20 protein-coding genes and 1 riboswitch are annotated in these 23,619 nt (G+C 69.2%); of the genes, 13 read left to right on the top strand and 7 right to left on the bottom strand.

All coding sequences use genetic code 11. The annotated features are described in order from the left end of the window. Positions 1-200: 200 nt before the first annotated feature. From clsA to ABTZ59_RS29480, 10 genes are all read left to right on the top strand, one after another. Positions 201-809, top strand: coding sequence for a cardiolipin synthase ClsA (clsA, locus tag ABTZ59_RS29525; RefSeq protein WP_351419691.1), 609 nt, complete (start codon positions 201-203; stop codon positions 807-809). A 113-nt stretch (positions 810-922) separates the two neighbouring features. Then, entirely contained in the window at positions 923-3,418 is a 2,496-nt protein-coding gene (locus tag ABTZ59_RS29520; protein WP_351419690.1) for a sugar phosphate nucleotidyltransferase, read from the top strand. 110 nt (positions 3,419-3,528) lie between these two features. Next, positions 3,529-4,455 carry a DUF881 domain-containing protein gene (locus ABTZ59_RS29515; RefSeq protein ID WP_351419689.1) on the top strand — a complete coding sequence of 309 codons (927 nt, stop codon included), beginning with the start codon at positions 3,529-3,531 and terminating at the stop codon, positions 4,453-4,455. Continuing rightward, positions 4,452-4,784, top strand: coding sequence for a small basic family protein (locus ABTZ59_RS29510; protein ID WP_023543062.1), 333 nt, complete (start codon positions 4,452-4,454; stop codon positions 4,782-4,784). Before ABTZ59_RS29515 ends, ABTZ59_RS29510 begins: the two co-directional genes overlap by 4 nt. 5 nt (positions 4,785-4,789) lie before the next feature. Beyond that, positions 4,790-5,578, top strand: a complete 789-nt coding sequence (locus ABTZ59_RS29505; protein WP_351419688.1) for a DUF881 domain-containing protein — start codon at positions 4,790-4,792, stop codon at positions 5,576-5,578. 82 nt (positions 5,579-5,660) lie between these two features. After that, positions 5,661-6,545 (top strand): double zinc ribbon and FHA domain-containing protein, encoded by an 885-nt coding sequence (locus tag ABTZ59_RS29500; RefSeq protein WP_351419695.1) that lies wholly within the window; start codon positions 5,661-5,663, stop codon positions 6,543-6,545. 16 nt (positions 6,546-6,561) lie between these two features. After that, a complete protein-coding gene (gene ftsR / locus ABTZ59_RS29495) occupies positions 6,562-7,299 on the top strand; it encodes a transcriptional regulator FtsR (RefSeq protein ID WP_351419687.1) in 738 nt (245 codons plus the stop codon). Positions 7,300-7,352: 53 nt separating this feature from the next. Beyond that, positions 7,353-7,826 carry a bifunctional nuclease family protein gene (locus ABTZ59_RS29490; RefSeq protein ID WP_006123076.1) on the top strand — a complete coding sequence of 158 codons (474 nt, stop codon included), beginning with the start codon at positions 7,353-7,355 and terminating at the stop codon, positions 7,824-7,826. 179 nt (positions 7,827-8,005) lie between these two features. Then, a complete protein-coding gene (locus tag ABTZ59_RS29485; protein WP_351419686.1) occupies positions 8,006-8,575 on the top strand; it encodes a MerR family transcriptional regulator in 570 nt (189 codons plus the stop codon). Between the two features lie 47 nt (positions 8,576-8,622). After that, positions 8,623-10,155, top strand: coding sequence for a DNA polymerase IV (locus tag ABTZ59_RS29480; RefSeq protein WP_351419685.1), 1,533 nt, complete (start codon positions 8,623-8,625; stop codon positions 10,153-10,155). On the opposite strand, the gene ABTZ59_RS29475 is transcribed toward ABTZ59_RS29480, so the two are convergent. Next, on the bottom strand, positions 10,050-10,448 hold the full coding sequence (locus ABTZ59_RS29475; protein ID WP_351419684.1) for a PRC-barrel domain-containing protein: 399 nt from the start codon (positions 10,446-10,448) through the stop codon (positions 10,050-10,052). The genes ABTZ59_RS29480 and ABTZ59_RS29475 overlap by 106 nt on opposite strands. Positions 10,449-10,561: 113 nt before the next feature. Further along, a riboswitch (glycine riboswitch) is annotated at positions 10,562-10,659 on the top strand. Positions 10,660-10,836: 177 nt separating this feature from the next. Between ABTZ59_RS29475 and gcvP the strand changes: the two genes are divergently transcribed. Next, a complete protein-coding gene (gene gcvP, locus ABTZ59_RS29470) occupies positions 10,837-13,722 on the top strand; it encodes an aminomethyl-transferring glycine dehydrogenase (protein ID WP_351419683.1) in 2,886 nt (961 codons plus the stop codon). Between the two features lie 166 nt (positions 13,723-13,888). Here the strand turns inward: gcvP and ABTZ59_RS29465 are convergent, their stop codons facing one another. Continuing rightward, positions 13,889-14,095, bottom strand: coding sequence for a DUF5999 family protein (locus tag ABTZ59_RS29465; RefSeq protein ID WP_030353035.1), 207 nt, complete (start codon positions 14,093-14,095; stop codon positions 13,889-13,891). A 314-nt stretch (positions 14,096-14,409) separates the two neighbouring features. Next, positions 14,410-15,018, bottom strand: a complete 609-nt coding sequence (locus tag ABTZ59_RS29460) for a hypothetical protein (RefSeq protein ID WP_351419682.1) — start codon at positions 15,016-15,018, stop codon at positions 14,410-14,412. Positions 15,019-15,522: 504 nt separating this feature from the next. On the opposite strand from ABTZ59_RS29460, the gene ABTZ59_RS29455 reads away from it, so the two are divergent. Continuing rightward, on the top strand, positions 15,523-17,046 hold the full coding sequence (locus ABTZ59_RS29455) for a glutamate-cysteine ligase family protein (protein ID WP_351419681.1): 1,524 nt from the start codon (positions 15,523-15,525) through the stop codon (positions 17,044-17,046). A gap of 104 nt (positions 17,047-17,150) precedes the next feature. Here ABTZ59_RS29455 and ABTZ59_RS29450 read toward each other — a convergent pair whose 3' ends face one another. After that, positions 17,151-18,959 carry a substrate-binding domain-containing protein gene (locus ABTZ59_RS29450; protein ID WP_351419680.1) on the bottom strand — a complete coding sequence of 603 codons (1,809 nt, stop codon included), beginning with the start codon at positions 18,957-18,959 and terminating at the stop codon, positions 17,151-17,153. A 182-nt stretch (positions 18,960-19,141) separates the two neighbouring features. Between ABTZ59_RS29450 and ABTZ59_RS29445 the strand changes: the two genes are divergently transcribed. After that, positions 19,142-19,942: a CPBP family intramembrane glutamic endopeptidase gene (locus ABTZ59_RS29445; RefSeq protein ID WP_351419679.1), complete on the top strand. Its 801-nt coding sequence runs from the start codon at positions 19,142-19,144 to the stop codon at positions 19,940-19,942. 94 nt (positions 19,943-20,036) lie between these two features. On the opposite strand, the gene ABTZ59_RS29440 is transcribed toward ABTZ59_RS29445, so the two are convergent. The 3 genes from ABTZ59_RS29440 to ABTZ59_RS29430 form a co-directional block, all read right to left on the bottom strand. Next, entirely contained in the window at positions 20,037-20,453 is a 417-nt protein-coding gene (locus ABTZ59_RS29440; protein WP_351419678.1) for a VOC family protein, read from the bottom strand. Between the two features lie 10 nt (positions 20,454-20,463). Beyond that, positions 20,464-20,838, bottom strand: a complete 375-nt coding sequence (locus tag ABTZ59_RS29435) for a helix-turn-helix transcriptional regulator (RefSeq protein WP_351419693.1) — start codon at positions 20,836-20,838, stop codon at positions 20,464-20,466. 181 nt (positions 20,839-21,019) lie between these two features. After that, positions 21,020-23,413 (bottom strand): ATP-binding cassette domain-containing protein, encoded by a 2,394-nt coding sequence (locus tag ABTZ59_RS29430; protein ID WP_351419677.1) that lies wholly within the window; start codon positions 23,411-23,413, stop codon positions 21,020-21,022. Positions 23,414-23,619: the final 206 nt, after the last annotated feature.

Below are 23,619 nucleotides of genomic sequence, written 5' to 3'. Positions count from 1 at the left end.
AGCGCCGATGGTACTGCAGGGGGGACCCTGTGGGAGAGTAGGACGCCGCCGAACAATTATTGTGGGAATGCCCCGCACCTCTGGTGCGGGGCATTTCTGCGTTCTCATTCTCTTGCCTCTTACCCCCCTGTGATCGTGTGCCGGCGCTGAGGGTAGGGTCAGGAGGCATCGTTGGCACGTTCCACACAGGAGGCCCCCGGGTGGAGGTCCAGGAGACTCGCGTTCAGACGGACCGGGTGCTCACCATCCCCAACATCCTCAGCATGGCCCGCCTCGTCGGCGTACCGCTCTTCCTGTGGCTGATCCTGCGTCCCGAGTTCGGCGGTCCCAAGAGCGACGGCTGGGCATTGCTGGTGCTCATGCTGAGCGGCGTCAGCGACTATCTGGACGGCAAGCTCGCCCGTCGCTGGAACCAGATCAGCAGCTTGGGACGATTTCTTGATCCCGCCGCTGACCGGCTCTACATCCTTTCCACCCTGGTTGGCCTCACCTGGCGGGAGATTCTGCCTCTCTGGCTGGCCCTGGCCCTCGTGGCCCGGGAACTGATGCTTCTGGTCATGGTGGCCGTCCTTCGCAGGCACGGCTATCCGCCTCCCCAGGTGAACTTCCTCGGCAAGGCGGCTACCTTCAACTTGATGTACGCCTTCCCGCTCCTGCTCCTCAGTGACGGAAGTGGCTGGCTTGCGTCACTCGCTGAAGTTTTCGGATGGGCGTTCGCCATTTGGGGTACAAGCCTGTACTGGTGGGCAGGGATTCTGTACGTGGTCCAGGTCCGTCGGCTTGTCAAGGCGGACAACGTGGCCGACTGAGCTCGTCGATGTGGTGCCGTGCAGCGTCGCCGGCCCACGCCCGACGTCAAAGGGGCCTCTGTCCAGACGGGTGAAGTCGGCGAGACCGTCTCTTCAAGGAGGACGCTTCCGACATGAAGGCCGTCGTGATGGCCGGTGGCGAAGGAACTCGACTTCGCCCCATGACCTCAAGCATGCCCAAGCCGCTCCTGCCGGTCGTAAATCGCCCGATCATGGAGCATGTGCTGCGGTTGCTCAAGCGCCATGGGCTCAGTGAGACCGTCGTAACCGTGCAATTCCTCGCCTCTCTCGTCAAGAACTATTTCGGTGACGGCGAAGAGCTGGGCATGGAGCTGACCTATGCCAACGAGGAGAAGCCGCTCGGCACCGCGGGGAGTGTGAAGAACGCGGAGGAGGCGCTGAAGGACGACGCCTTCCTCGTCATTTCCGGTGACGCGCTCACCGATTTCGATCTGACCGATCTCATCGCCTTCCACAAGGAAAAAGGCGCACTGGTGACGGTGTGTCTTACCCGGGTGCCGAATCCTCTGGAATTCGGCATCACGATCGTGGACGAAGAGGGAAAGGTCGAGCGCTTCCTGGAGAAGCCCACCTGGGGACAGGTCTTCTCGGACACCGTGAACACGGGTATCTACGTGATGGAGCCCGAGGTCTTCGACTATGTCGAGGCCGACGTGTCGGTGGACTGGTCCGGCGATGTCTTCCCTCAGTTGATGAAGGAAGGCAAGAAGATCTACGGCTATATCGCCGAGGGCTACTGGGAGGACGTCGGCACACACGAGAGCTATGTCAAGGCACAGGCCGACGTGCTCGAAGGAAAGGTCGACGTCGATATCGACGGCTTCGAGATCTCGCCGGGTGTGTGGATCGCCGAAGGTGCCGAGGTCCATCCCGACGCCGTTATGCGCGGGCCGTTGTACATCGGTGACTACGCCAAGGTCGAGGCCGACGCGGAGATTCGCGAGCACACCGTCGTCGGATCCAATGTCGTCGTCAAGACCGGCGCGTTCCTCCATAAAGCCGTCGTCCACGACAACGTCTACATCGGGCAGCACAGCAATCTGCGCGGCTGCGTGATCGGCAAGAACACCGACATCATGCGCGCCGCGCGGATCGAGGACGGCGCGGTCATCGGCGATGAGTGCCTTGTCGGCGAAGAGTCGATCATCCAGGGCAATGTGCGGGTCTACCCGTTCAAGACCATCGAGGCCGGCGCCTTCGTCAACACGTCGGTGATCTGGGAGTCCCGAGGGCAGGCGCATCTCTTCGGAGCGCGCGGTGTCTCCGGCATCCTGAACGTCGAGATCACGCCAGAAGTCGTGGTGCGGCTCGCGGGCGCGTACGCCACCACCCTGAAGAAGGGCTCCACGGTCACCACGGCGCGCGACCACTCACGTGGTGCCCGTGCGCTCAAGCGCGCCGTGATCTCGTCGTTGCAGTCCAGCGCCATCGACGTGCGGGACCTTGAGAATGTGCCGCTGCCCGTCGCCCGGCAGCAGACGGGCCGGGGGAGCGCCGGCGGCATCATGATCCGTACCTCGCCCGGGGTGCCTGACTCCGTGGACATCATGTTCTTCGACGAGCGGGGCGCCGACCTGTCGCAGGGCGGTCAGCGCAAGCTGGACCGCGTGTACGCGCGACAGGAGTACCGCCGCGCGTTCCCCGGGGAGATCGGCGATCTGCACTTCCCCGCCAGCGTCTTCGACTCGTACACCGGCTCGCTGCTGCGCAATGTCGATACGAGCGGGATCGCGGAGGCCGGGCTCAAGGTCGTGGTCGACGCGTCCAACGGCAGCGCCGGACTCGTACTGCCCAGTCTTCTGGGCCGGCTCGGGGTCGACGCGCTGACCATCAACCCCGGTCTCGACGAGTCCCGGCCGACCGAGACGGCCGAATCGCGCCGTTCGGGCCTGGTCAGGCTCGGTGAGATCGTCGCCTCGGCGCGCGCCGCGTTCGGAGTGCGGTTCGACCCTGTCGGTGAGCGGCTGTCGCTGGTCGACGAGCGGGGCAGGATCATCGAGGACGACCGCGCGCTGTTGGTCCTGCTCGATCTGGTCGCGGCCGAGCGGCGCAGCGGCCGGGTGGCGCTGCCCGTGACGACCACGAGGATCGCGGAGCAGGTCGCCGCCTACCACGGCACACAGGTGGAGTGGACGACCACCTCGCCCGACGATCTGACCAGGGTGGGCCGCGAGGAGACCACGATCTTCGGCGGTGACGGGCGCGGAGCCTTCATCGTGCCGGAGTTCAGCAGCGTCCTGGACGGTACGGCCGCCTTTGTGCGGCTGATCGGTCTGGTCGCGCGTACGCAGCTCACGCTGAGCCAGATCGACGCCCGTATTCCGCGTGCGCATGTACTGCGCCGGGATCTGGCGACGCCGTGGGCCGTCAAGGGTCTCGTCATGCGCAGCGTCGTCGAGGCGGCCGGAGACCGGCAGGTGGACACGACCGATGGGGTGCGTGTGGTGGAGGCGGACGGCCGCTGGGTGATGGTGCTGCCCGACCCGGCCGAGGCCGTCACTCATTTGTGGGCGGAAGGCCCCGATGACGCGTCGGCGCAGGCGCTGCTCGACGAGTGGTCGTCGGTGGTGGACAGCGCAGGTCATTGAGGCCCTTTACGGGTGTGTCACCGGCGTGCCGTACGGTGTGATCGACCGCCGTCCGGCACGCCGGTGGGGCCATTCGGCGGTAGCGCCCCCGACGTGCGACGATGTGCGTCATGTCGCAGCAGCCCCCCATTCGGAGCACCGGTTCTCCGCCGCGCCCCGACGCGTCGATGTCGCTGCTGAACAATGTGATGGACCACAGCCTCGATGAGGGCTACGCGGAGGCGGCGGCCCGCAGGGACGCCGAAGAAGGCGGGCTGCCGCGCACCCTCAAGGCGAAGCTGGGCCTCGCCGCGGGGCTGGTGCTGGCCGCTCTGGTCGTCACGGTCGGAGCGGCCCAGGCGCGGATCTCGGCCCCTGTGGTGGCCAAGGAGCGCGAGGAGCTGATCAGCCGGATCGACGCGGAGACCGCCACGGCGGACACGCTGGAGCGGACGGTCGAGAAGCTGCGTACCGAGGTGGGTGAGCGCCAGCGCGCGGCCCTGCGGGCCCACGGCGGCGACCAGGGCGGACTGGTCGCCCTGCTCGCGGGTGCGACGCCGGTGCACGGTCCTGGCGTGCGGCTCGTGGTGGATGACGCCAAGAACACCGATTCCGGTGGCGGCGGGCCCCGGGAGAGCAGCGACTTCTCCGATACGGGCCGGGTGCGCGACCGTGACATGCAGCGGGTCGTCAACGGGCTTTGGGAGTCGGGCGCGGAAGCGATCGCGATCAATGGGCAGCGACTGACCTCGCTGTCCGCGATCCGGGCCGCGGGCGACGCCATACTGGTCGACAACAGGCCGCTGGTGCCGCCGTACGAGGTGCTCGCGGTGGGGGACGGGAAGAAGCTGAGCACCACGTTCCAGAACAGCGCCGACGGTCAGTATCTGCACGCGCTGCAGGAGAACTTCGGTATTCGCACCAGCATTTCGGATCAGGACGAGGTGCGTCTGCCTGCCGCGCCCAGCCTGATCGTACGTACAGCAGAGCCGAAGGCCGCCGACGCCGGGAAGGGCAACGGACAGGGCGCGGCCAACACCGGGAAGGGCACATCGTGATCGCGGTACTGGGCCTCGTCGTGGGAGTCGTGGTCGGATTGTTGGTCCGGCCCGAGGTGCCGGCGGTGGTCGAGCCCTATCTGCCGATCGCTGTCGTCGCCGCGCTCGACGCGGTCTTCGGGGGATTGCGCGCCATGCTGGACGGGATCTTCGTCGACAAGGTCTTCGTCGTCTCGTTCCTGTCGAATGTGGTCGTCGCGGCGCTGATCGTGTTCCTCGGCGACAAGCTGGGCGTGGGCGCCCAGTTGTCCACCGGCGTGGTGGTCGTGTTCGGTATCCGTATCTTCTCCAACGCTGCCGCGATCCGCCGGCACGTGTTCCGGGCGTGAGGCCGATGAGCGGCGGAGAGACCCCCAGGAACGAGGACGGTGCCCACACCCCGGCGGAGCCGGAGCGCCAACAGCTCACCGGCCGCCAGCGGTTGGCCGCGGGACTGTGGCCGCCGAGGGTGACCCGGGCCCAGCTGATCGTCGCGGTCCTGCTGTTCGTGCTCGGCCTCGGGCTCGCGATCCAGGTCACGTCGAACAACGACGACAGCGCGCTGCGGGGCGCGCGCCAGGAGGACCTGGTGCGCATCCTCGACGAACTCGACAACCGTACGCAGCGTCTTGAGGACGAGAAACAGCGTCTCGACGCCCAGCGCACCGAGTTGGAGACCAGCTCGGACCAGGCCGAGGAGGCGCGCAAGCAGACGCGCGAGAAGGAGCAGCAGCTGGGCATCCTGGCCGGCACGGTCGCGGCGCAGGGGCCCGGAATCACGCTGACCATCAACGACCCGAGCGGCACGGTCGAGCCGGACATGCTGCTCGACGCCATTCAGGAATTGCGGGCGGCGGGTGCCGAGGCCATCCAGGTCGATGACGTGCGGGTGGTCGCCAATACATACTTCTCGGGTACGGGAGGTGACGTGCAGGTGGACGGCAAGGCGGTCAGGGCACCGTACGACTTCAAGGTCATCGGCAAGCCACAGGATCTGGAGCCCGCCCTCAACATTCCGGGCGGAGTGGTCCAGACGCTGGAGAAGGAGCAGGCCACGGCCACGGTGACCCGGGCTGAGAAGATCATCGTGGATGCCTTGCGACCGGCGGAGCGTCCTGACTACGCTCGGTCGTCGTCGCAGTGAGGCGGGGGCGCATGGCAGTCGCCGTACGCGGGCATGAGGTTGCGGGGGGTCGGCGCACGATCAGCGTGGTGCGTGGTGGAAACTGTCCGGTGGATACGGACGTTGTCAAGATGTCCGGGTCGGCAGGTGTGTTCATTCAGGGTTCGTCCTGCCCCACGGGCGGGTCTGTTTCGGTCAAGGGGAATCGCCCGTGAAGTTGTTTGCGAAGTTGTTCGGCAAGAGCGCACGCGAGGAGGGCGGCTCCGCCCGCCATCGCGCATCGCGCCATGGCCAGAGCGAGGAGTCGGGTGGCGAGCGCCCGCTCTTCCGTGACCAGGTGGGTGGTGACGCCTCCGGCGCGTCGTCTGTTGACCCTGCTGGTCCCGGCCGCATAGGTTTCGAGGACTCATCTGTCCCGGGGGGGCAGTCGCGGCAGGAGGTTCCCTCTATGTCGGCCTTGCCTGTGTGTACGAGGTGCGGACACCGAAACGCCGAAGCCAGTCGGTTCTGTTCCAACTGTGGTGCGCCCCTGCGGGGCGCGGCGCCCGCGGAGCGCGCCTCGGAGACGACCTCGACGATCTCCATCTCGGGTCTTGAGGCGTATGACTCCGAGGTGACCGGCCAGACGTCGCTTCCCTCGCTCACGCCGGAGGCGCAGGCGGCGGTCGACGCGCTGCCGATGGGATCGGCGCTGCTGGTGGTGCGCCGCGGTCCGAATTCGGGCAGCCGCTTCCTGCTGGACGGCGAGCTGACCACGGCCGGCCGCCATCCGGAGAGCGACATCTTCCTGGACGATGTGACCGTGTCACGTCGCCATGTGGAGTTCCGCAGGGGCGCGGACGGCCGCTTCACTGTCTCGGACGTGGGCAGTCTGAACGGTACGTACGTCAATCGTGAGCGGATCGATTCGGTCCTGCTGGCGAACGGTGACGAGGTCCAGATCGGTAAGTACCGGCTGGTCTTCTACGCGAGCCAGCGGGGCGCCTGACCCTCAGGGAAGGTCCATGCTGCGCACACCGAAGGGCGGTGCCGGATCCGGCACCGCCCCCGCGGCCGAGCCGCCGCTGAGCATCGGAGCGGTGCTCGCGAGGCTGCGGGAAGAGTTTCCCGGTATCTCCATCTCCAAGATCCGGTTCCTGGAGGCGGAGGGTCTGGTGGAGCCGGACAGGACCCCCTCCGGTTACCGGAAGTTCAGCCCCGGGGATGTCGAGCGACTGGCCCGGGTGCTGCGGATGCAGCGCGACCACTACCTGCCCCTGAAGGTCATCAGGGAGCAGCTGGACGCCCTGGGACACGGCGAGCACGTTCAGCTGCCGGGCCCCCAGCGGGGCCCGCTGAGCGCCGTCCCGGCGGCCCGCCCCGAGGTCCCGACCGCGGCGAGGATCGGCCGTGACGAGCTGCTTGCGGCGGCGGGTGTCGGCGAGAGCCTGCTCGCCGAGTGGGAGTCGTACGGCCTCATCACTCCGTTGCCGGACGGCGGCTATGACGCCGGGGCCGTCACCGTGGCCCGGCTTGTCTCGGATCTCGGACGGTTCGGTCTGGAACCCCGGCATCTGCGGGTCATGAAGGCGGCGGCGGAACGCGAGGCCGGGCTCGTCGAACAGGTCGTGTCGCCGCTGCGTCGCCACCGTAATCCGCAGACCAGGGCCCGTGCCGAGGCGGCCACGAAGGAGCTGGCCGTGCTCTCCACGAGCCTGCACGCGGCCCTGGTGCGGACGGCTCTCGGGGTCCGGCCGGGCTGATCACGGGGGAGCCCGACTACCCAAACCTGCCGGGCACGTCCTAGGGTTGCTGTGTGAACGAGCTCGACGTTGTGGGTGTCCGGGTGGAAATGCCCTCCAACCAACCGATCGTGCTCCTGCGTGAAGTGGGAGGCGACCGGTACCTCCCCATTTGGATCGGACCGGGGGAGGCTACCGCCATTGCCTTCGCCCAGCAGGGCATGGCCCCGGCCCGGCCGCTGACCCATGATCTCTTCAAGGACGTGCTGGAAGCGGTGGGTCAGGAGCTCACCGAGGTCCGGATCACGGACCTGCGTGAAGGGGTCTTCTACGCGGAGCTGGTCTTCGCGAGCGGGGTCGAGGTGAGCGCCAGGCCGTCCGATGCCATAGCGCTCGCGCTGCGCACGGGTACGCCGATCTACGGCAGTGACGGGGTTCTGGACGATGCCGGCATCGCCATCCCGGATGAGCAGGAGGACGAGGTGGAGAAGTTCCGCGAGTTCCTCGACCAGATCTCTCCGGAGGACTTCGGGACCAACAGCCAGTGAGCGGCCGGTGAGCGCTGCGCCGGGCTCTGTCAGCGCATTCGGTCAGCCTTTCCCCGTATCGGGGTACGGGAAACCACACTCAGGGTGATTATCACTCGGCGTGGCGAGTGTGGCGATCGTTGACGCACCCCGGGTGACTGCCTACCTTCGACAGGGCAGGTCAAGGACGGAGGGTCGGCGTGAGAAGCAGCGGCGACAGTACGGCGGCGGGCGGTCCGTATCCGCTTCACGGCAGTGCCCCCGATCCCCGAGCGGAGACGGTCGGATACCGGGGTCCGACCGCGTGCGCGGCGGCGGGGATCACGTACCGCCAGTTGGACTACTGGGCACGCACCGGACTCGTCGAGCCGAGCGTCCGCCCCGCGTACGGGTCGGGCACCCAGCGGCTCTACAGCTTCCGGGACGTGGTCGTCCTCAAGATCGTGAAGCGGTTCCTGGACACCGGGGTCGCCCTGCAGAACATCAGGGCGGCGGTCCAGCATCTGCGGGCCGGGGGCTTCCAGGATCTGGACCGGGTGACGCTCATGAGCGACGGCGCGACCGTCTACGAGTGCTCCTCACCGGACGAGGTGGTGAGTCTGCTCCAGGGGGGCCAGGGGGTCTTCGGGATCGCGGTGGGTGTCGTGTGGCGGGATGTCGAGGCCGCGCTGTCCCAGCTCCACGGGGAGCGTACCGACACCGGCGAGACGCTGATCGGCCACAACCCCGCCGATGAACTGGCCAGACGGCGCCGGGACCGGGCTGTCTGACCCGTGGCCCGCGCCGATTGTCAGTGGCGTGAGGGAGCATCGGTGAGGTGAGATCCGCGCCGACGATCCTGCATCTGGACATGGATGCCTTCTTCGCCGCCGCCGAACAGGCGGCGAAGCCGAGTCTGCGCGGAAAGCCGGTGGTGGTCGGCGGTCTGGGCCCGCGTGGGGTGGTCTCCACGGCCTCGTACGAGGCGAGACGCTTCGGGGTGCACTCGGCGATGCCGATGGCCCAGGCGAGGCGTCTGGCGCCGAACGCCGCCTATCTCGTCCCGCGCTTCTCGCTCTACCGCGCGGTCAGCGAGCAGGTGATGGAGCTGCTGAGGAGGCTGTCGCCGCTGGTGGAGCCGCTGAGCCTGGACGAGGCGTTCGTGGACCTGGAGGCGGGCGGCTCGGCCGATGACACCGCCTCGGCGCTGGCGGCGGGTGAGCGGCTGCGCGCGGACATCAGGGCGGTGACGGGGCTCAGTGGCTCGGTGGGCCTCGCGGGGTCCAAGATGCTGGCGAAGATCGGCTCCGAGCAGGCCAAGCCGGACGGCCTCGTGCTCATAGAGCCCGGTACGGAGCGCGCTCTGCTGGGGCCCATGCCGGTGCGTACGCTGCCCGGGGTCGGGCCCGCGACGGGGGACCATCTGCGCCGGGCGGGCATGACCACGGTCGCCGATCTGGCCGAGGCGGGTGAGGACGAGCTCGTACGGCTGCTGGGGCGGGCCCATGGCGCCTCGCTGTACCGGATGGCGCGCGGACTCGACGACCGGGCCGTGGTGTCCGAGCGTGACGCCAAGTCCGTGTCGGTCGAGGACACCTTCGATGTCGATCTGCACGACCGGGTCAGGGTGCGCACGGAGGTGGACCGGCTCGCGGACCGCTGCGTCGAGCGGCTGCGGGCGGCGGGGCGTTCGGGGCGGACCGTCGTCCTCAAGGTGCGGCGGTACGACTTCTCGACGCTGACGCGTTCGGAGACCCTGCGCGGGCCCACGGACGACCCCGGGGTGGTGCGGGAGGCCGCGGGGCGGCTGCTGGAATCGGTGGACACCACGGGCGGGGTACGGCTGCTCGGGGTGGGCGTGACGGGGCTCGCGGACTTCACGCAGGAGGATCTTTTCGCCCAGGCCGCGGCCGATGAGTCCGCCGCCGCGGCGCACGCGTCGGCGGACGAGGGGGCGCGTGAGCCGGCGAGTGCGGAGCGGGCGGTGGGGGAGGGGGCGGCGACGTCCGGAGCCCTATGGGCCGGTAGCGGCGGCGGTGGGCCCGCGCAGGCTCCGGATGTGCCCGCCGAGCGGCGTTTCCCGGCGGGACACGACGTACGCCATCGCGAGTTCGGTGCGGGCTGGGTGCAGGGCAGCGGGTTGCGGAGGGTGACCGTACGGTTCGAGGAGCCGGGGTCCGCGCCGGGGCGGGTGCGGACCTTCTGGGCCGACGACCCTGATCTGGAGCTCTCGGAGCCGCTTCCCCTGGTGCCGGCGGTGGCCGGTCAGTCGTCCTGGCCGGCCAGCCGTCCGAAGTCGCGTTCGGAGTCACGATCGGACAGCGAAGCGGGCCGTTCGGGTGACTCGGGGTCCGGAAGGGCCAGGCCGTAGTGGTGGTACAGCTGGAGTTCCTGATCGGGGGAGAGGTGCCGGCCGACACCGAAATCAGGGGCGTCCCGGATCAGCGCCCGCTCGAACGGGATCCGCAGACCGTCCTGGGAGAGCGTGCTGGGGGCAAGGGGGACGAAGGCGTCGCGACTGAAGAGTCCGGTACGGACGGCGGCCCATTCCGGGATTCCGGTGGCGTCGTCGAGATACACCTCGTCCACTGTCCCGAGCTTATGACCGTTACGGTCGAACGCCTTGCGGCCTATCAGACTGCGCGGATCAATGTCGGTCTCCACGGTCCCTCCAACTGGTCGCAACTGCTTGTGAATACTACAAAAGTGCAGAACTCGGGCGTCGGCCACTCGAAAGTTGTGCCGAAGGTCGCGCTGGTAGGCTGGCAAGCGGCTACTGACCCCGTGCGGGAGAGTCCTCCGGAGAGAAGGCCGGAGGCGCCGAAGGAGCAAATCCTCCCCGGAATCTCTCAGGCACCCGTACCGCACGGACGAGGTCACTCTGGAAAGCAGGGCGGGCGTCGGACGGCATCCGCTCTCACCGACGGTGAAAGCCGGGCCGCCTCCGGGCGGGCCGGTGAAGCTCTCAGGTCGAGATGACAGAGGGGGAGGCCGTTCGGGCACCCGTGTCTCGGTGCCCCTCACAGGTCGCGTCGACCAGGAGGCCTCCGCAATGACCGTCAACCGCATTCCGCTCTCCCAGCTGGAGCGGGGCACCCCCTTCGAGCAGCGCCACATCGGGCCCGACGCGCCGGCGCAGGCCAAGATGCTGGCTCAGGTCGGCTACGGCTCGCTCGACGAGCTGACGGCCGCCGCGGTGCCGGACGTCATCAAGAGCACGGAGGCGCTGCGGCTTCCGGGGGCCCGTACCGAGGCCGAGGTGCTGGCCGAGCTGCGCTCCCTCGCGGACCGCAATCAGGTACTCGCGCCCATGATCGGGCTCGGCTACTACGGCACGTACACACCATCGGTGATCCTGCGCAACGTGATGGAGAACCCGGCCTGGTACACCGCGTACACCCCGTACCAGCCGGAGATCTCCCAGGGCCGGCTTGAGGCGCTGCTCAACTTCCAGACCGTGGTGGCCGAGCTGACGGGGCTGCCGACCTCGGGCGCCTCCCTGCTGGACGAGGGCACCGCGGCGGCGGAGGCCATGGCGCTCGCCCGCCGTGTCGGCAAGGTCAAGGGAGGCGTCTTCCTGGTGGACGCCGACGCCCTGCCGCAGACCATCGCCGTGATCGAGACCCGGGCCGAGCCGACCGGTGTCGAGGTCGTCGTCGCGGACCTGAGCGAGGGCATCCCCGCCGAGGTGGCCGAGCGCGGGGTCTTCGGTGTGCTGCTCCAGTACCCGGGCGCCTCGGGAGCCGTACGGGACATCAGGCCCGTGGTCGAGCAGGCGCACGGCCTCGGCGCGATCGTCACCGTCGCCGCCGACCTGCTCGCGCTGACGCTGCTCACCTCACCGGGAGAGCTGGGCGCGGACATCGCGGTGGGCACCACTCAGCGCTTCGGGGTCCCGATGGGCTTCGGCGGACCGCACGCCGGATTCATGGCCGTACGCGAGAAGTTCGCGCGCAGCCTGCCGGGCCGGCTCGTCGGGGTGTCGGTGGACGCCGACGGGAACAAGGCGTACCGGCTGGCGCTACAGACCCGCGAGCAGCACATCCGGCGCGAGAAGGCCACCAGCAACATCTGTACCGCGCAGGTGCTGCTCGCCGTCATGGCCGGGATGTACGCGGTGTACCACGGCCCCGAGGGGCTGCGGGCCATCGCGAGCCGCACCCACCGCTACGCCACGCTGCTCGCCGAGGGGCTGCGCGCGGGCGGTGTCGAGATCGTGCATGGCGCGTACTTCGACACGCTCACCGTCCGGGTCCCGGGCCGGGCCGCCGCCGTGGTCGCCGCCGCGCGTGAGGGCGGCGTCAACCTCCGGCTGGTCGACGCCGACCATGTCTCCATCGCCTGTGACGAGACCACCGGCCGTGCGCAGCTGGCCGCCGTGTGGACGGCCTTTGACCTGACCGGGGACATCGAGGCGCTGGACGCGGCCACCGAGGACGCGCTGCCCGGCGCGCTGCTGCGGACCGACGACTATCTGACCCACCCCGTCTTCCACCAGTACCGCTCCGAGACCGCGATGCTGCGCTATCTGCGCAGGCTCGCGGACCGCGACTACGCGCTGGACCGCGGCATGATCCCGCTCGGCTCCTGCACGATGAAGCTGAACGCGACCACCGAGATGGAGCCGGTCACCTGGCCCGAGTTCGGCGCGCTGCACCCCTTCGCGCCCGCCGAGCAGGCGCAGGGCTATCTGACGCTGATCAGGGAGCTGGAGGAGCGGCTCGCCGAGGTCACCGGCTACGACGCCGTCTCCCTCCAGCCCAACGCCGGTTCGCAGGGCGAGCTGGCGGGACTGCTCGCGGTACGGGCGTACCACCGGGCCAACGGCGACATGGGGCGTACCGTCTGCCTCATCCCGTCCTCCGCGCACGGCACGAACGCCGCGAGCGCGGTGATGGCCGGCATGAAGGTCGTCGTCGTCAAGACCCGTGAGGACGGCGACGTCGACGTCGAGGACCTGCACGCCAAGATCGCTCAGTACGGCGCCGAGTTGGCCGTCCTGATGGTCACCTACCCGTCCACGCACGGGGTGTTCGAGGAGCACATCGGTGACATCTGCGCGGCCGTGCACGACGCGGGCGGTCAGGTGTATGTCGACGGCGCGAACCTCAACGCGCTGGTGGGGCTGGCGAAGCCGGGCAGGTTCGGCTCCGATGTGTCGCATCTGAATCTGCACAAGACGTTCTGCATCCCGCACGGCGGCGGCGGTCCCGGCGTCGGTCCGGTCGGCGTACGGGCCCACCTCGCCCCGTATCTGCCCAACCACCCGCTCCAGCCCGCGGCCGGGCCCGAGACGGGCGTCGGACCGATCTCGGCGGCTCCGTGGGGTTCGGCCGGCATTCTGCCGATCTCCTGGGCGTATGTACGGCTGATGGGTGGCGAGGGCCTCAAGCGGGCGACGCAGGTCGCCGTGCTCGCAGCCAACTACATCGCCAAGCGGCTGGAGCCGCACTACCCGGTGCTCTACACCGGCCCCAACGGGCTGGTGGCGCACGAGTGCATCGTGGATCTGCGGCCGCTCTCCAAGGCGACCGGCGTCAGTGTCGACGACATCGCGAAGCGGCTGATCGACTACGGCTTCCACGCGCCGACGATGTCGTTCCCGGTGGCGGGGACGCTGATGATCGAGCCCACCGAGAGCGAGGACCTGACGGAGATCGACCGCTTCTGCGAGACGATGATCGCGATTCGCGCGGAGATCGAGAAGGTCGCGTCGGGTGAGTGGCCCGCGGACGACAACCCGCTGTGCAACGCCCCGCACACGGCCGCCGCGCTGGGCGGTGCGTGGGAGCACGCCTACAGCCGCGACGAGGCGGTCTTCCCTGCCGGGGTCTCGGCCGCGGACAAGTACTGGCCGCCGGTGCGCCGTATCGACGGTGCCTTCGGCGACCGTAACCTGGTCTGCTCCTGCCCGCCGTTGGACGCGTACGACAACTGACGGGACGGGTACGTACGGTGACGCGGGCCGGGCCGGACTCACAGGGCCGGCCCGCGTCGGGGCCGGACATGCGTCGGGGCCTGGACATGCGTCGGGGCCGGTGCGGAGGAAGGTCTCCGGGCCGGCCCCATTCATTCCGGCGGCGTCCGAACGCCGCCGGGCGGCGTCAGGCCGCCGTCACCACCTGTTCGGTCCGCAGCGGCCGGTGCGGGGCGATGATCTTCCCGTCGGGCAGCAGCTCGCCGGTGTCCTCGAAGAGCAGAACGCCATTGCACAGCAGGCTCCAGCCCTGCTCAGGGTGGTGAGCCATCAGTCGGGCGGCGTCGCGGTCGGCGGAGTCGGCTGTGGGACAGGCTGGTTGATGCTGGCACATGGGCGAGATCTTTCGCTGTGTCGTAGTGAGTGTCCTGCGGCTCGATGTGGTCAAGGCCGCCCCCCGTATCTGTCTGGTCCAGTCCTAGTGTTGCCCTAGGGATGGTAATCCGCAGGGATTTCGCGACAGCGCTTCCTTCTGCTTGAGGACGCGTCACCCAGCCGGACGGTTCAGTTCAACTTGACCGTCTTTTCGGGTGGTTCGGGGTGGCCGAACCGGGCTAGTCCGATCGAGCAGAAAGGTACCCCGCGACCATAGCGGTCGCGGGGTACGAGAGGAACACGCGTCGCGGACGCGCCGCCGGCGCTCGGGTGTCAGGCAGGCGTACGCAGGAGTGGCGCGGGTGCGAGCCGCAGTCCGATCATGGGCAGCAACTCGGCGACCCGGTGCGGGCGGTGGGCCGCGATGCCCGGCGGGGCCGGTGCGAGAGGCACCAGGATGTCGGCCGGCGCGGGGGAGCCCGTGGAGGCGTCCGCCTCCGTGTCCCCGTGCAGCCAGAGCGTCAGCATGTAGAGCTCGGGCACCGAGAGCAGCCGGGGCTGATACGCGGTCCCCAGGGTCTCCGCCTGCCGTACCGCCCGCTCCGTCGCGGTGATGTACGGGCCCTCGAAGAAGCGGGAGAAGGCCCAGCCGTCCGCGGTGAGCATCGTGTCCGCGGCCGCGACGGCGCGGTCGCCGCTGCGGATCAGGAAGCGCCAGCCGGCCAGCCTGGTCCGTGGCGTACGTCCCGTGGGGGCGGTCCCCCGGGCCACCGGGCCGACCTGGTCGAGCACATGGACGGGCAGCGGGAGTTCGGGGCTCAGCGGTCCCTGGACGGACTGCAGAGCGGGGGTGCGGGCATCGCGCACGGCGGTAGGGGAACCGAGTGCCGCGAGAACGCTGCGCAGGGCGGGCGCGGGGGCCGGGGGAACATGCAGCGGCATGGTGGGTTGCCTCTCACTCAGGAGACAGGGGTGACGCTTGAGGTGGTGCATGGGCGGGTGCGGACGTCGCTGTCAGCGTGCGGGGTCAGAGGTGGGCTCAGGGCGGTAAGGCCGGACGCCGACTCTCTGCCTCGTATACGGGAGTTTATACGACACGTGTTCGTGCCGTGTTTCTGCTAGCTGTCCTGCATATTGCGGACAAGGCACTATTAAGTCCATCTCCTGCGTAGTTTCTGCTGATAAGCGTGGAACGCAGGCGTCTGGCCTGGGGTGATTCGCCCACTGCGGACGGCCGAAACTCGTCGGCGTTTTTCGCGGCCGGCCGGGCAGTGGATACAGAACACCACGCCATGCCAAAGGAATGTGCCGCACGACCGATGTCCACACCCTACCCGGTACGCGGCGTGGGCGGGGCGTTACGGATCACTCCGTGTGGGCATTATCGATCGTGACGCGAGCGCCCGGTGCCGCGGGCTGCCCACTCGATCGAGGAGGGACACTTCGATGGGTGAGAAGGTCGAAGCGGGCGGTTCCGGACTGTCCGATCGGCAGAGATACCGCAGGAAGCTACAGCAGTGCCTGGCGGTGCTGGGGCGACTCCTGGCGGAGGAGGGATTCGACCGGCCCAAGAATCTGATGGGCCTGGAGATCGAGCTGAATCTCGCGGGGTCCGACGGGATGCCCCGGATGATGAATGCCGAGGTGCTGAAGCGTATCGCGAGCGGTGATTTCCAGACCGAACTCGGAATGTTCAACATGGAAGTGAACGTCGCTCCGCACCGGCTCGACGGACGGGTTCTCGACCAGCTCGCCGAGGAACTCCGCACCGGTCTCGGATATGCCCACCGCAAAGCGAGCGAGGTCGACGCGGGGATCGTGATGATCGGAATTCTCCCTACCCTCACCCGGCATGACGTCGTCTCCGCGAATCTCTCCGACGTCCACCGCTACACCCTGCTCAACGAACAGATGCTGGCGGCCAGGGGCGAGGATTTCACCCTCGACATCGAAGGGGTCGAGCGACTGACATGCACCTCGTCGTCGATCACCCCGGAGGCCGCCTGTACCTCCGTACAACTCCATCTCCAGGTAACGCCCGACCGGTTCGCCGATGTGTGGAACGCCGCCCAGGCGATGGCATCGGTGCAGGTGGCACTCGGTGCCAATGCGCCGTTCCTGTTCGGCCGGGAGTTGTGGCGGGAGTCCAGGCCGCCGCTCTTCGAACAGGCCACCGACACCCGGCCGCCGGAGCTGAAGGCCCAGGGGGTGCGGCCCAGAACCTGGTTCGGGGAGCGCTGGATCGAATCCGCGTACGACCTCTTCGAGGAGAATCTGCGCTACTTCCCGCCGCTGCTGCCGATCTGCGACGACGAGGACCCGCTGCGGGTGCTCGACAGCGGCCGAGTGCCGGAGCTCCAGGAGCTGGCGCTGCACAACGGGACGGTCTACCGCTGGAACCGGCCGGTGTACGAGGTCGCGGACGGTGTACCGCATCTGCGGGTGGAGAACCGCGTACTGCCCGCGGGCCCCACCGTCACCGATGTGATCGCCAACACCGCCTTCTACTACGGGCTGGTGCGCGCGCTCGCCGAGGACGCCAGACCGGTCTGGAACCGGCTGCCCTTCGCCGACGCGGCGGCCAACTTCGACCTCGCCTGCCGCTACGGCATCGACGCGGAGCTGCGCTGGCCGCGCCCCGGCCGGGCCGCCGGACTGACGACCGTGCCGGTGGTCAAGCTCGTACGTGACGAACTGCTCCCGCTCGCCGCCGCCGGCCTGGACGCGTGGCAGATCGAGGCGGTGGACCGCGACTTCTATCTCGGGGTGATCGAGGAGCGCTGCAAGCGGCGGATGAACGGGGCCGCGTGGCAGGTGGACACCTTTCACCGGGCGCTGGAGGCCGGTCTTGAGCGGGACGCGGCCCTGGCGGCCACCACTCGTCGCTACTGCGAGCTGATGCACCAGGGCGAGCCGGTGCACAGCTGGCCGTTGGGGTTTCCCGGGGTCTCCCTCGACGGGACCGGATGAGCTGTGACGTGTGGCCCGGGGCCGTGTGGCGTATGGCCCGGGGGCGTGTGACGTATGGCCGGGGGCCGCGTCGGTGTGCGTCACACGCGGGCGGCCGGCCGCGCTCAGGAGCGGTCGGACGCCGTGGAGTCGGTGCCGGTCAGTCCCGCCGACAGCATGACCGCGCGCAGCATCACGGTCCGGATCTCGGCCGGATCGCTCACCTCGTAACCCGCGCCGCCGGTGGCCCTGGCGATGGTGTCGACCTCGTTACGGTCGGCGTCAGGGCCCACGGCGATGGCGATCAGCGGTACCGGGCGGCGGGGGTCCACGACGGTTTTCAGCCGCTTGATCAGCTCGGCACGTGAGATCGAGTCGTCGTCCTTGTTGGAGCCGTCGGTGAGGATGACGAGCGCGTTGAACTTGCCGCTCACGTAGGTGGCGACCGCCTCCCGGTAGGCGGCCAGCATCGTGTCGTACAGGCCGGTGTCGCCGTCCGGGACGGGCTTGAGCGCGGTGACGGCGTCCGAGAGCCGGTCCCGGTGGGTGCCGCCGCCCTTCACCGGCTCGCCGAGCCGGGCCGTGCTCTCCAACTCGCGGTAGTCCTTGGCGCCATCGAGCCGGGTCGAGAACTCCCACAGGCCGATCTCGTCCTCGGGGGTGAAGCCCGCGAGAGCCCGGAGCAGCGAGGCTTTCGTGACATCCATCCGGTTCTGGCCGTCCCGGTCGGGCACGGGCGCCGCCATCGAACCCGAGGTGTCCACGACCGTCGTCAGCCGTGCGCTGCGCACCGTCACCGTCCACAGACCGAGCGCCCACTGCCGCGACTCGGAGGACGGCGGCAGGGCGTCCTTCCCGTCGTACGGCTGGGGTGAGAGGGCGCCCGCCGTGCGGAGCACGGTGGGATCCAGCGCGGTGTCCGCCACTCTGAAGCCGTGTTCCTGGAGGGTGCGGTATGCGGCCTCGTCGCCGAGCAACGCCATGAACCGCATGGCGGCGCGGCTCTGGTCGGTGGTCAGCTCCGTCTCGTCGACCAGGCTGTACGGGTAGTCGAGTACGGGCGCGCCGTCCGAGGGATAGAAGAGGTTGAGGTTGGCCGAGCCGCTGCCCTTGGAGTTGTGCGCGAACGCGGCCTGTTCGGAGAGCAGCACCGCCTCATTGCGCCGGGGACGGCCCTTCTCCGCGCCCGAGTCGTCGCGGGCCAGCGTCTCCAGCACATGCGTGTCGGTGTCGGAGACGCGCCGAGTGAGGAATTCGGCGGTGGCGGCGGTGCGGGTGTCGCCCTCGGCGCCCGTACGCCGCGAGGACTCGGCGATGCTGCTGAGCGCGAGCAGCCCCGTGGCGCTGCGGGCGGGGTCGGCCGAGCCGAGCAGCAGCCCGTCCGCGCCGGTCGTGGTCGCCGTCGCGGCCAGCTCGGCCCAGGTATAGCTCTTGCGGGGCCAGCCCAGTGTTCGCGCGGTCGTGGGTACGGCGGCCAGCGTCACCGGCGAGGTGGCGACCGTACCGGCCGGTGTCAGCGACGTGCCGTCGCCCTGTCCCTTGGCGCGCTCCACCCAGATGTCGGAATCAGGCACCCAGACCTGGTAGCCGGATGTTCCCGAGCCGTCGGCGAGCGCGGCGGCGACCTGGTGGTTCTCGCGTGCCTCGACCCGTACGTCGAGGCAGTGGCCGTCGGTGGTCACCCGGTCCTGTCGCGCGCGGTCCGCGATGGCGCGCAGTGCGGGGGCGATGTCGGGAGAGGCCGCCAGATCCAGCCGTACCGGCGCGTCGGCGCAGGCATCCGCGAAGGAGAGGAGACCGCTCTGAGCCGCCACCCCTGTCCCCGCCGCTACGGCCAGGACCAGCGCGGTGGCGATGGAGACGGTGCGACGGCGCGGTGAGCGGACCCTGCCCGTGCCGGCCGCCTTCGCGTCGGGCAAGCTGTGACGTCCCATGACGGTGGCGCCCCTCCTTCATGAAGGGTGTACAAGGGCTGGGAGAGTGGACGAGAACGAGCCTCGCCACGCGAACGGCGAATTGCTCCCCCGGCCTGTCGCGCGCGATCTTCGTACCTGCATTCGAGACCCTAGCGGCACCGCGTGGGGCATGAGGCGGGATTACTCAACTGGAGGCAGGTGTGCAGGCGGAGGCGGGCCAGGAGGACGGTTCTCAGCCCCGGGAGGCCATCTCACAGCGGACGTTGCGGTCCGAGACCGTACTCGTACTGGCGCTCTCGCTCGGCGCGAGCGCGGTGTCCGCGCTGATCAGCTTCATCGGGTCGGTGACCAGACCCGAGGCGTTGGCCGACCAGGCGGCGAAGCTCAACGCGTCGGCCGCGCCCGGCCGGCCGTGGCTCGACCTCAGCTGGCAGCTCTTCGGGATCTGTACGGCGCTGGTGCCGGTCCTGCTGGTCGCGCATCTGCTGACGCGGGAGGGCAGCGGGCTGGGGGCCATCGGCTTCGACGGCCGACGGCCCGGGCCGGACCTGGGCCGCGGCACACTGGTCGCGGCCGGTATCGGCAGCGCCGGGCTCGCGTTCTATCTGGTGATGCAGGCGGCGGGCTTCAATCTGACGGTGGAGCCGGAATCACTGCCCGATGTGTGGTGGAAGTTTCCGGTGCTGATCCTCTCCGCGGCGCAGAACTCCGTGCTGGAGGAGGTCATCGTCGTCGGCTATCTGCTGCGCAGACTCGACCAGCTGGGGTGGTCGCCGATGGGCGCGCTGGCGGCCAGCTCGGTGCTGCGCGGCTCGTACCACCTGTACCAGGGGATCGGCGGCTTCATCGGCAACCTGGTGATGGGCGTCGTGTTCGTCCTGCTGTACCGGCGCTGGGGGCGGGTCGGGCCACTGGTGGTGGCCCACACACTGCTCGACATCGGGGCGTTCGTCGGATACGCGCTGCTGGCCGGGAAGGTGGGCTGGCTGCCCACGGTGTAGCCCTCGCCACGGTGTAGCCCTCGACACGATGTGGCCCTCGACACGACGCGGCCCTCGCCGGGCGGGCCCGGCAAGGGCTCACTTCGCGGAGGGCTCACTTCGTGAGGGGCTGGGTGAAGCGCAACAGATTGCCGGCGGGGTCGCGGAACCCGCAGTCGCGGACGCCGTAGGGCTGGTCCATCGGCTCCTGCAGCACCTCGCCGCCCGCGGCGCTGATGCGCTCGAAGGCGGCGTCGCAGTCGTCCGTCGTGAAGATGACGCCACGCAGCAGGCCCTTGGCCATCAGCTCCGCCATGACCTGTTTGTCGGCCGACGAGGCGTTCGGGTCGGCGAGAGGCGGTTCCAGGACGATGTTCACGTCCGGCTGCGAGGGTGCCCCGACGGTCACCCAGCGCATCCCCTCGAACGCGACATCGTTGCGTACCTCAAGGCCGAGCACATCGCGGTAGAAGGCGATCGCCTTGTCGTGGTCGTCGACGGCGATAAAGCATTGGGCAAGTTTGATGTCCATGCCGTTCACGCTACGGCCGGGCGGTGGGGCGCGCTTCTCCGTTCCTGACCGGTCGCGTATGGATCTTGGCCATACAGGCCGGAATGGCGGCGCCGAGGTCATGGCGCCGGGCGCGGTAGGCGCTCGGGCTCTCGCCGACCAGCTGGGTGAAGCGCGAGCTGAACGATCCCAGCGATGTACAGCCGACCGCGAAGCAGACCTCGGTCACCGTGAGATCGCCGCGCCGCAGCAGCGCTTTGGCCCGCTCGATGCGACGGGTCATCAGATAGCTGTAGGGCGTCTCGCCGAAGGCGGCCCGGAAGCTGCGGGAGAAATGGCCCGACGACATCAGGGCGTCGCGGGCCAGCGCGGGGACGTCGAGCGGCTCGGCGTAATCGCGGTCCATCCGGTCACGGGCCTGTCGCAGCCGGACGAGGTCGTCGAGGTTCTGCCGTCTCACCTCATCAGCTTGCCACAGCACCCGCGACCGGTGACGAGGACCGTGCTCGGTCGGCTCGGACGCGAGGGATCCCGGGTCAGGAGGGGTCCTGGGTCAGGAGAGATCCTGGGGCAGGAGGGGGCCTGGGTCAGGTGGAGACGTACGCCGCCAGGTGCTCGCCGGTGAGGGTCGCGCGGGCGGCGACGAGATCGGCGGGTGTGCCCTCGAAGACGATCCGGCCGCCGTCGTGGCCGGCGCCGGGGCCGAGGTCGATGATCCAGTCGGCGTGCGCCATGACCGCCTGGTGGTGTTCGACGACGATGACCGACTTGCCCGAGTCGACGAGCCGGTCGAGCAGACCGAGCAGCTGCTCGACATCGGCGAGGTGCAGGCCGGTGGTCGGCTCGTCGAGGACGTAGATTCCGCCCTTCTCGGCCATGTGGGTGGCCAGCTTGAGCCGCTGCCGCTCGCCGCCGGACAGTGTGGTGAGCGGCTGGCCGAGGCTGAGATAGCCGAGCCCGACATCGGCGAGCCGGCCGAGGATACGGTGCGCGGCCGGGGTGCGCGCCTCGCCGGCGCCGAAGAACTCCTCGGCCTCGGTCACCGACATCGCGAGGACCTCGCTGATGTCGCGGCCGCCGAGGTGGTAGTCCAGCACCGCCGCCTGGAACCGCTTCCCCTCGCACTCCTCGCAGGGTGTGGCGACTCCGGCCATCATGGCCAGGTCGGTGTAGATGACCCCGGCGCCATTGCAGGTGGGGCAGGCACCCTCGGAGTTGGCGCTGAACAGCGCCGGCTTCACGCCGTTGACCTTCGCGAACGCCTTGCGTATCGGGTCGAGCAGTCCGGTGTACGTCGCCGGGTTGCTGCGCCGCGAGCCGCGGATCGCGCTCTGGTCGATCGAGATGACACCTTCGCCGGCGGGGATCGAGCCGTGGACGAGCGAGCTCTTGCCGGAGCCGGCGACGCCCGTGATGACGGCGAGCACACCGAGCGGGATGTCGACGTCGACACCCCGCAGGTTGTGCGCCGTAGCACCGCGGATCTCCAGTGCCCCGGTGGCCTTCCGCACCGTCTCCTTGAGGGCGGCCCGGTCGTCGAAATGGCGGCCGGTGACGGTGCCGCTGTCCCGTAGCCCCTCGACGGTGCCTTCGAAGCAGACGGCGCCGCCCGCCGAGCCGGCGCCGGGGCCGAGGTCGATGACATGGTCGGCGATCGAGATCGTCTCCGGCTTGTGCTCCACGACGAGCACGGTGTTGCCCTTGTCCCGCAGCCGCAGCAGCAGGTCGTTCATCCGCTGGATGTCATGCGGGTGCAGGCCCGTGGTGGGTTCGTCGAAGACATAGGTGGTGTCGGTGAGCGAGGAGCCGAGGTGGCGGATCATCTTGACGCGCTGTGCCTCGCCGCCCGACAGCGTGCCCGACGGCCGGTCGAGCGAGAGATAGCCGAGACCGATCTCCACGAACGAGTCGAGGGTCTGCCCCAGCACCGCGAGCAGCGGCGCCACCGAAGGCTCGTCGAGACCCCGGACCCATTCGGCCAGATCGCTGATCTGCATCGCGCAGGCGTCGGCTATGTTGATCTTGCCGATCAGCGAGGACCTGGCCGCCTCGCTGAGCCGGGTGCCCTCGCAGTCGGGGCAGGCGGTGAAGGTGACCGCCCGGTCCACGAATGCCCGGATGTGCGGCTGCATCGCCTCCCGGTCCTTGGAGAGGAACGACTTCTGGATCTTCGGGATCAGCCCCTCGTAGGTGAGGTTGACGCCTTCGACCTTCACCTTGGTCGGCTCCCCGTAGAGGAAGTCCCGCATCTCCTTCTTGGTGTACTCGCGGATCGGCTTGTCCGGGTCGAGGAAGCCCGACTCGGCGTAGGTCCGCACCGTCCACCAGCTGTCCGACTTCCAGCCGGGGATGGTGAACGCGCCCTCGGCGATCGACTTGGAGTCGTCGTAGAGCTGGGTGAGGTCGATGTCGGAGACCGTGCCCCGGCCTTCGCAGCGTGTGCACATGCCGCCGGTGCGGGTGAAGGTCTGTTTGACGGCCTTGTTGCCCGTGCCGCGTTCGACCGTGATCGAACCGGTCGCCCGGACCGAGGCGACATTGAAGGAGAACGCGTTGGGCGAGCCGATGTGCGGCTGCCCGAGCCGGCTGAAGAGGATGCGCAGCATGGCGTTGGCGTCCGTGGCGGTGCCGACCGTGGAGCGGGGGTCGGCGCCCAGCCGCTGCTGATCGACGATGATCGCGGTCGTCAGGCCTTCGAGTACGTCGACCTCGGGCCGCGCCAGCGTCGGCATGAAGCCCTGGACGAAGGCGCTGTACGTCTCGTTGATCAGCCGCTGCGACTCCGCGGCGATCGTGCCGAACACCAGAGAGCTCTTGCCCGAGCCCGAGACACCGGTGAGCACCGTCAGCCGCCGCTTGGGGATCTCGACGCTGACGTCCTTGAGGTTGTTCACGCGCGCGCCATGCACACGGATCAAATCGTGGCTGTCGGCCACATGCGGCGCGGGCGACCGCGTGTCCTTCCTCGGGGCCATGCTCATCGTGTCTCCATCTGTTGCGGGTGTGACGCGGAGCCGCCTTCGCGGTCTCCGTCGGCCTCGTTGTCTCGGTCTGCCTCGTTCCAGGCCGGGACGCGGCGTGGGGAGACGCGGGGCCGGCCATGCGGGGTGTCCGCCGTCCGGCGCGGGCGGGCCTGAGCCGGTGCGCGGCAGCCGGTCCGTCCACTGCCGCGGCGACGCGTCGGTCT

Origin of the sequence: Streptomyces sp. NPDC094034 (assembly GCF_040303865.1) — a bacterium.
In the GTDB taxonomy this organism is placed as follows: Bacteria; Actinomycetota; Actinomycetes; order Streptomycetales; family Streptomycetaceae; genus Streptomyces.
Note: the sequence above shows the minus strand (reverse complement) of the source record. Positions and strands in the feature narration are given on the sequence as shown.

Bases quoted from the DNA above. Each gene is read 5' to 3' on its own strand.
- ABTZ59_RS29520 (WP_351419690.1), top strand. From the start codon at position 923: ATGAAGGCCGTCGTGATGGCCGGTGGCGAAGGAACTCGACTTCGCCCC.
- ABTZ59_RS29515 (WP_351419689.1), top strand. From the start codon at position 3,529: ATGTCGCAGCAGCCCCCCATTCGGAGCACCGGTTCTCCGCCGCGCCCC.
- ABTZ59_RS29505 (WP_351419688.1), top strand. From the start codon at position 4,790: ATGAGCGGCGGAGAGACCCCCAGGAACGAGGACGGTGCCCACACCCCG.
- ftsR (WP_351419687.1), top strand. From the start codon at position 6,562: ATGCTGCGCACACCGAAGGGCGGTGCCGGATCCGGCACCGCCCCCGCG.
- gcvP (WP_351419683.1), top strand. From the start codon at position 10,837: ATGACCGTCAACCGCATTCCGCTCTCCCAGCTGGAGCGGGGCACCCCC.
- ABTZ59_RS29465 (WP_030353035.1), bottom strand. From the start codon at position 14,095: ATGTGCCAGCATCAACCAGCCTGTCCCACAGCCGACTCCGCCGACCGC.
- ABTZ59_RS29460 (WP_351419682.1), bottom strand. From the start codon at position 15,018: ATGCCGCTGCATGTTCCCCCGGCCCCCGCGCCCGCCCTGCGCAGCGTT.
- ABTZ59_RS29455 (WP_351419681.1), top strand. From the start codon at position 15,523: ATGGGTGAGAAGGTCGAAGCGGGCGGTTCCGGACTGTCCGATCGGCAG.
- ABTZ59_RS29450 (WP_351419680.1), bottom strand. From the start codon at position 18,959: ATGGGACGTCACAGCTTGCCCGACGCGAAGGCGGCCGGCACGGGCAGG.
- ABTZ59_RS29440 (WP_351419678.1), bottom strand. From the start codon at position 20,453: ATGGACATCAAACTTGCCCAATGCTTTATCGCCGTCGACGACCACGAC.
- ABTZ59_RS29435 (WP_351419693.1), bottom strand. From the start codon at position 20,838: ATGGACCGCGATTACGCCGAGCCGCTCGACGTCCCCGCGCTGGCCCGC.
- ABTZ59_RS29430 (WP_351419677.1), bottom strand. From the start codon at position 23,413: ATGAGCATGGCCCCGAGGAAGGACACGCGGTCGCCCGCGCCGCATGTG.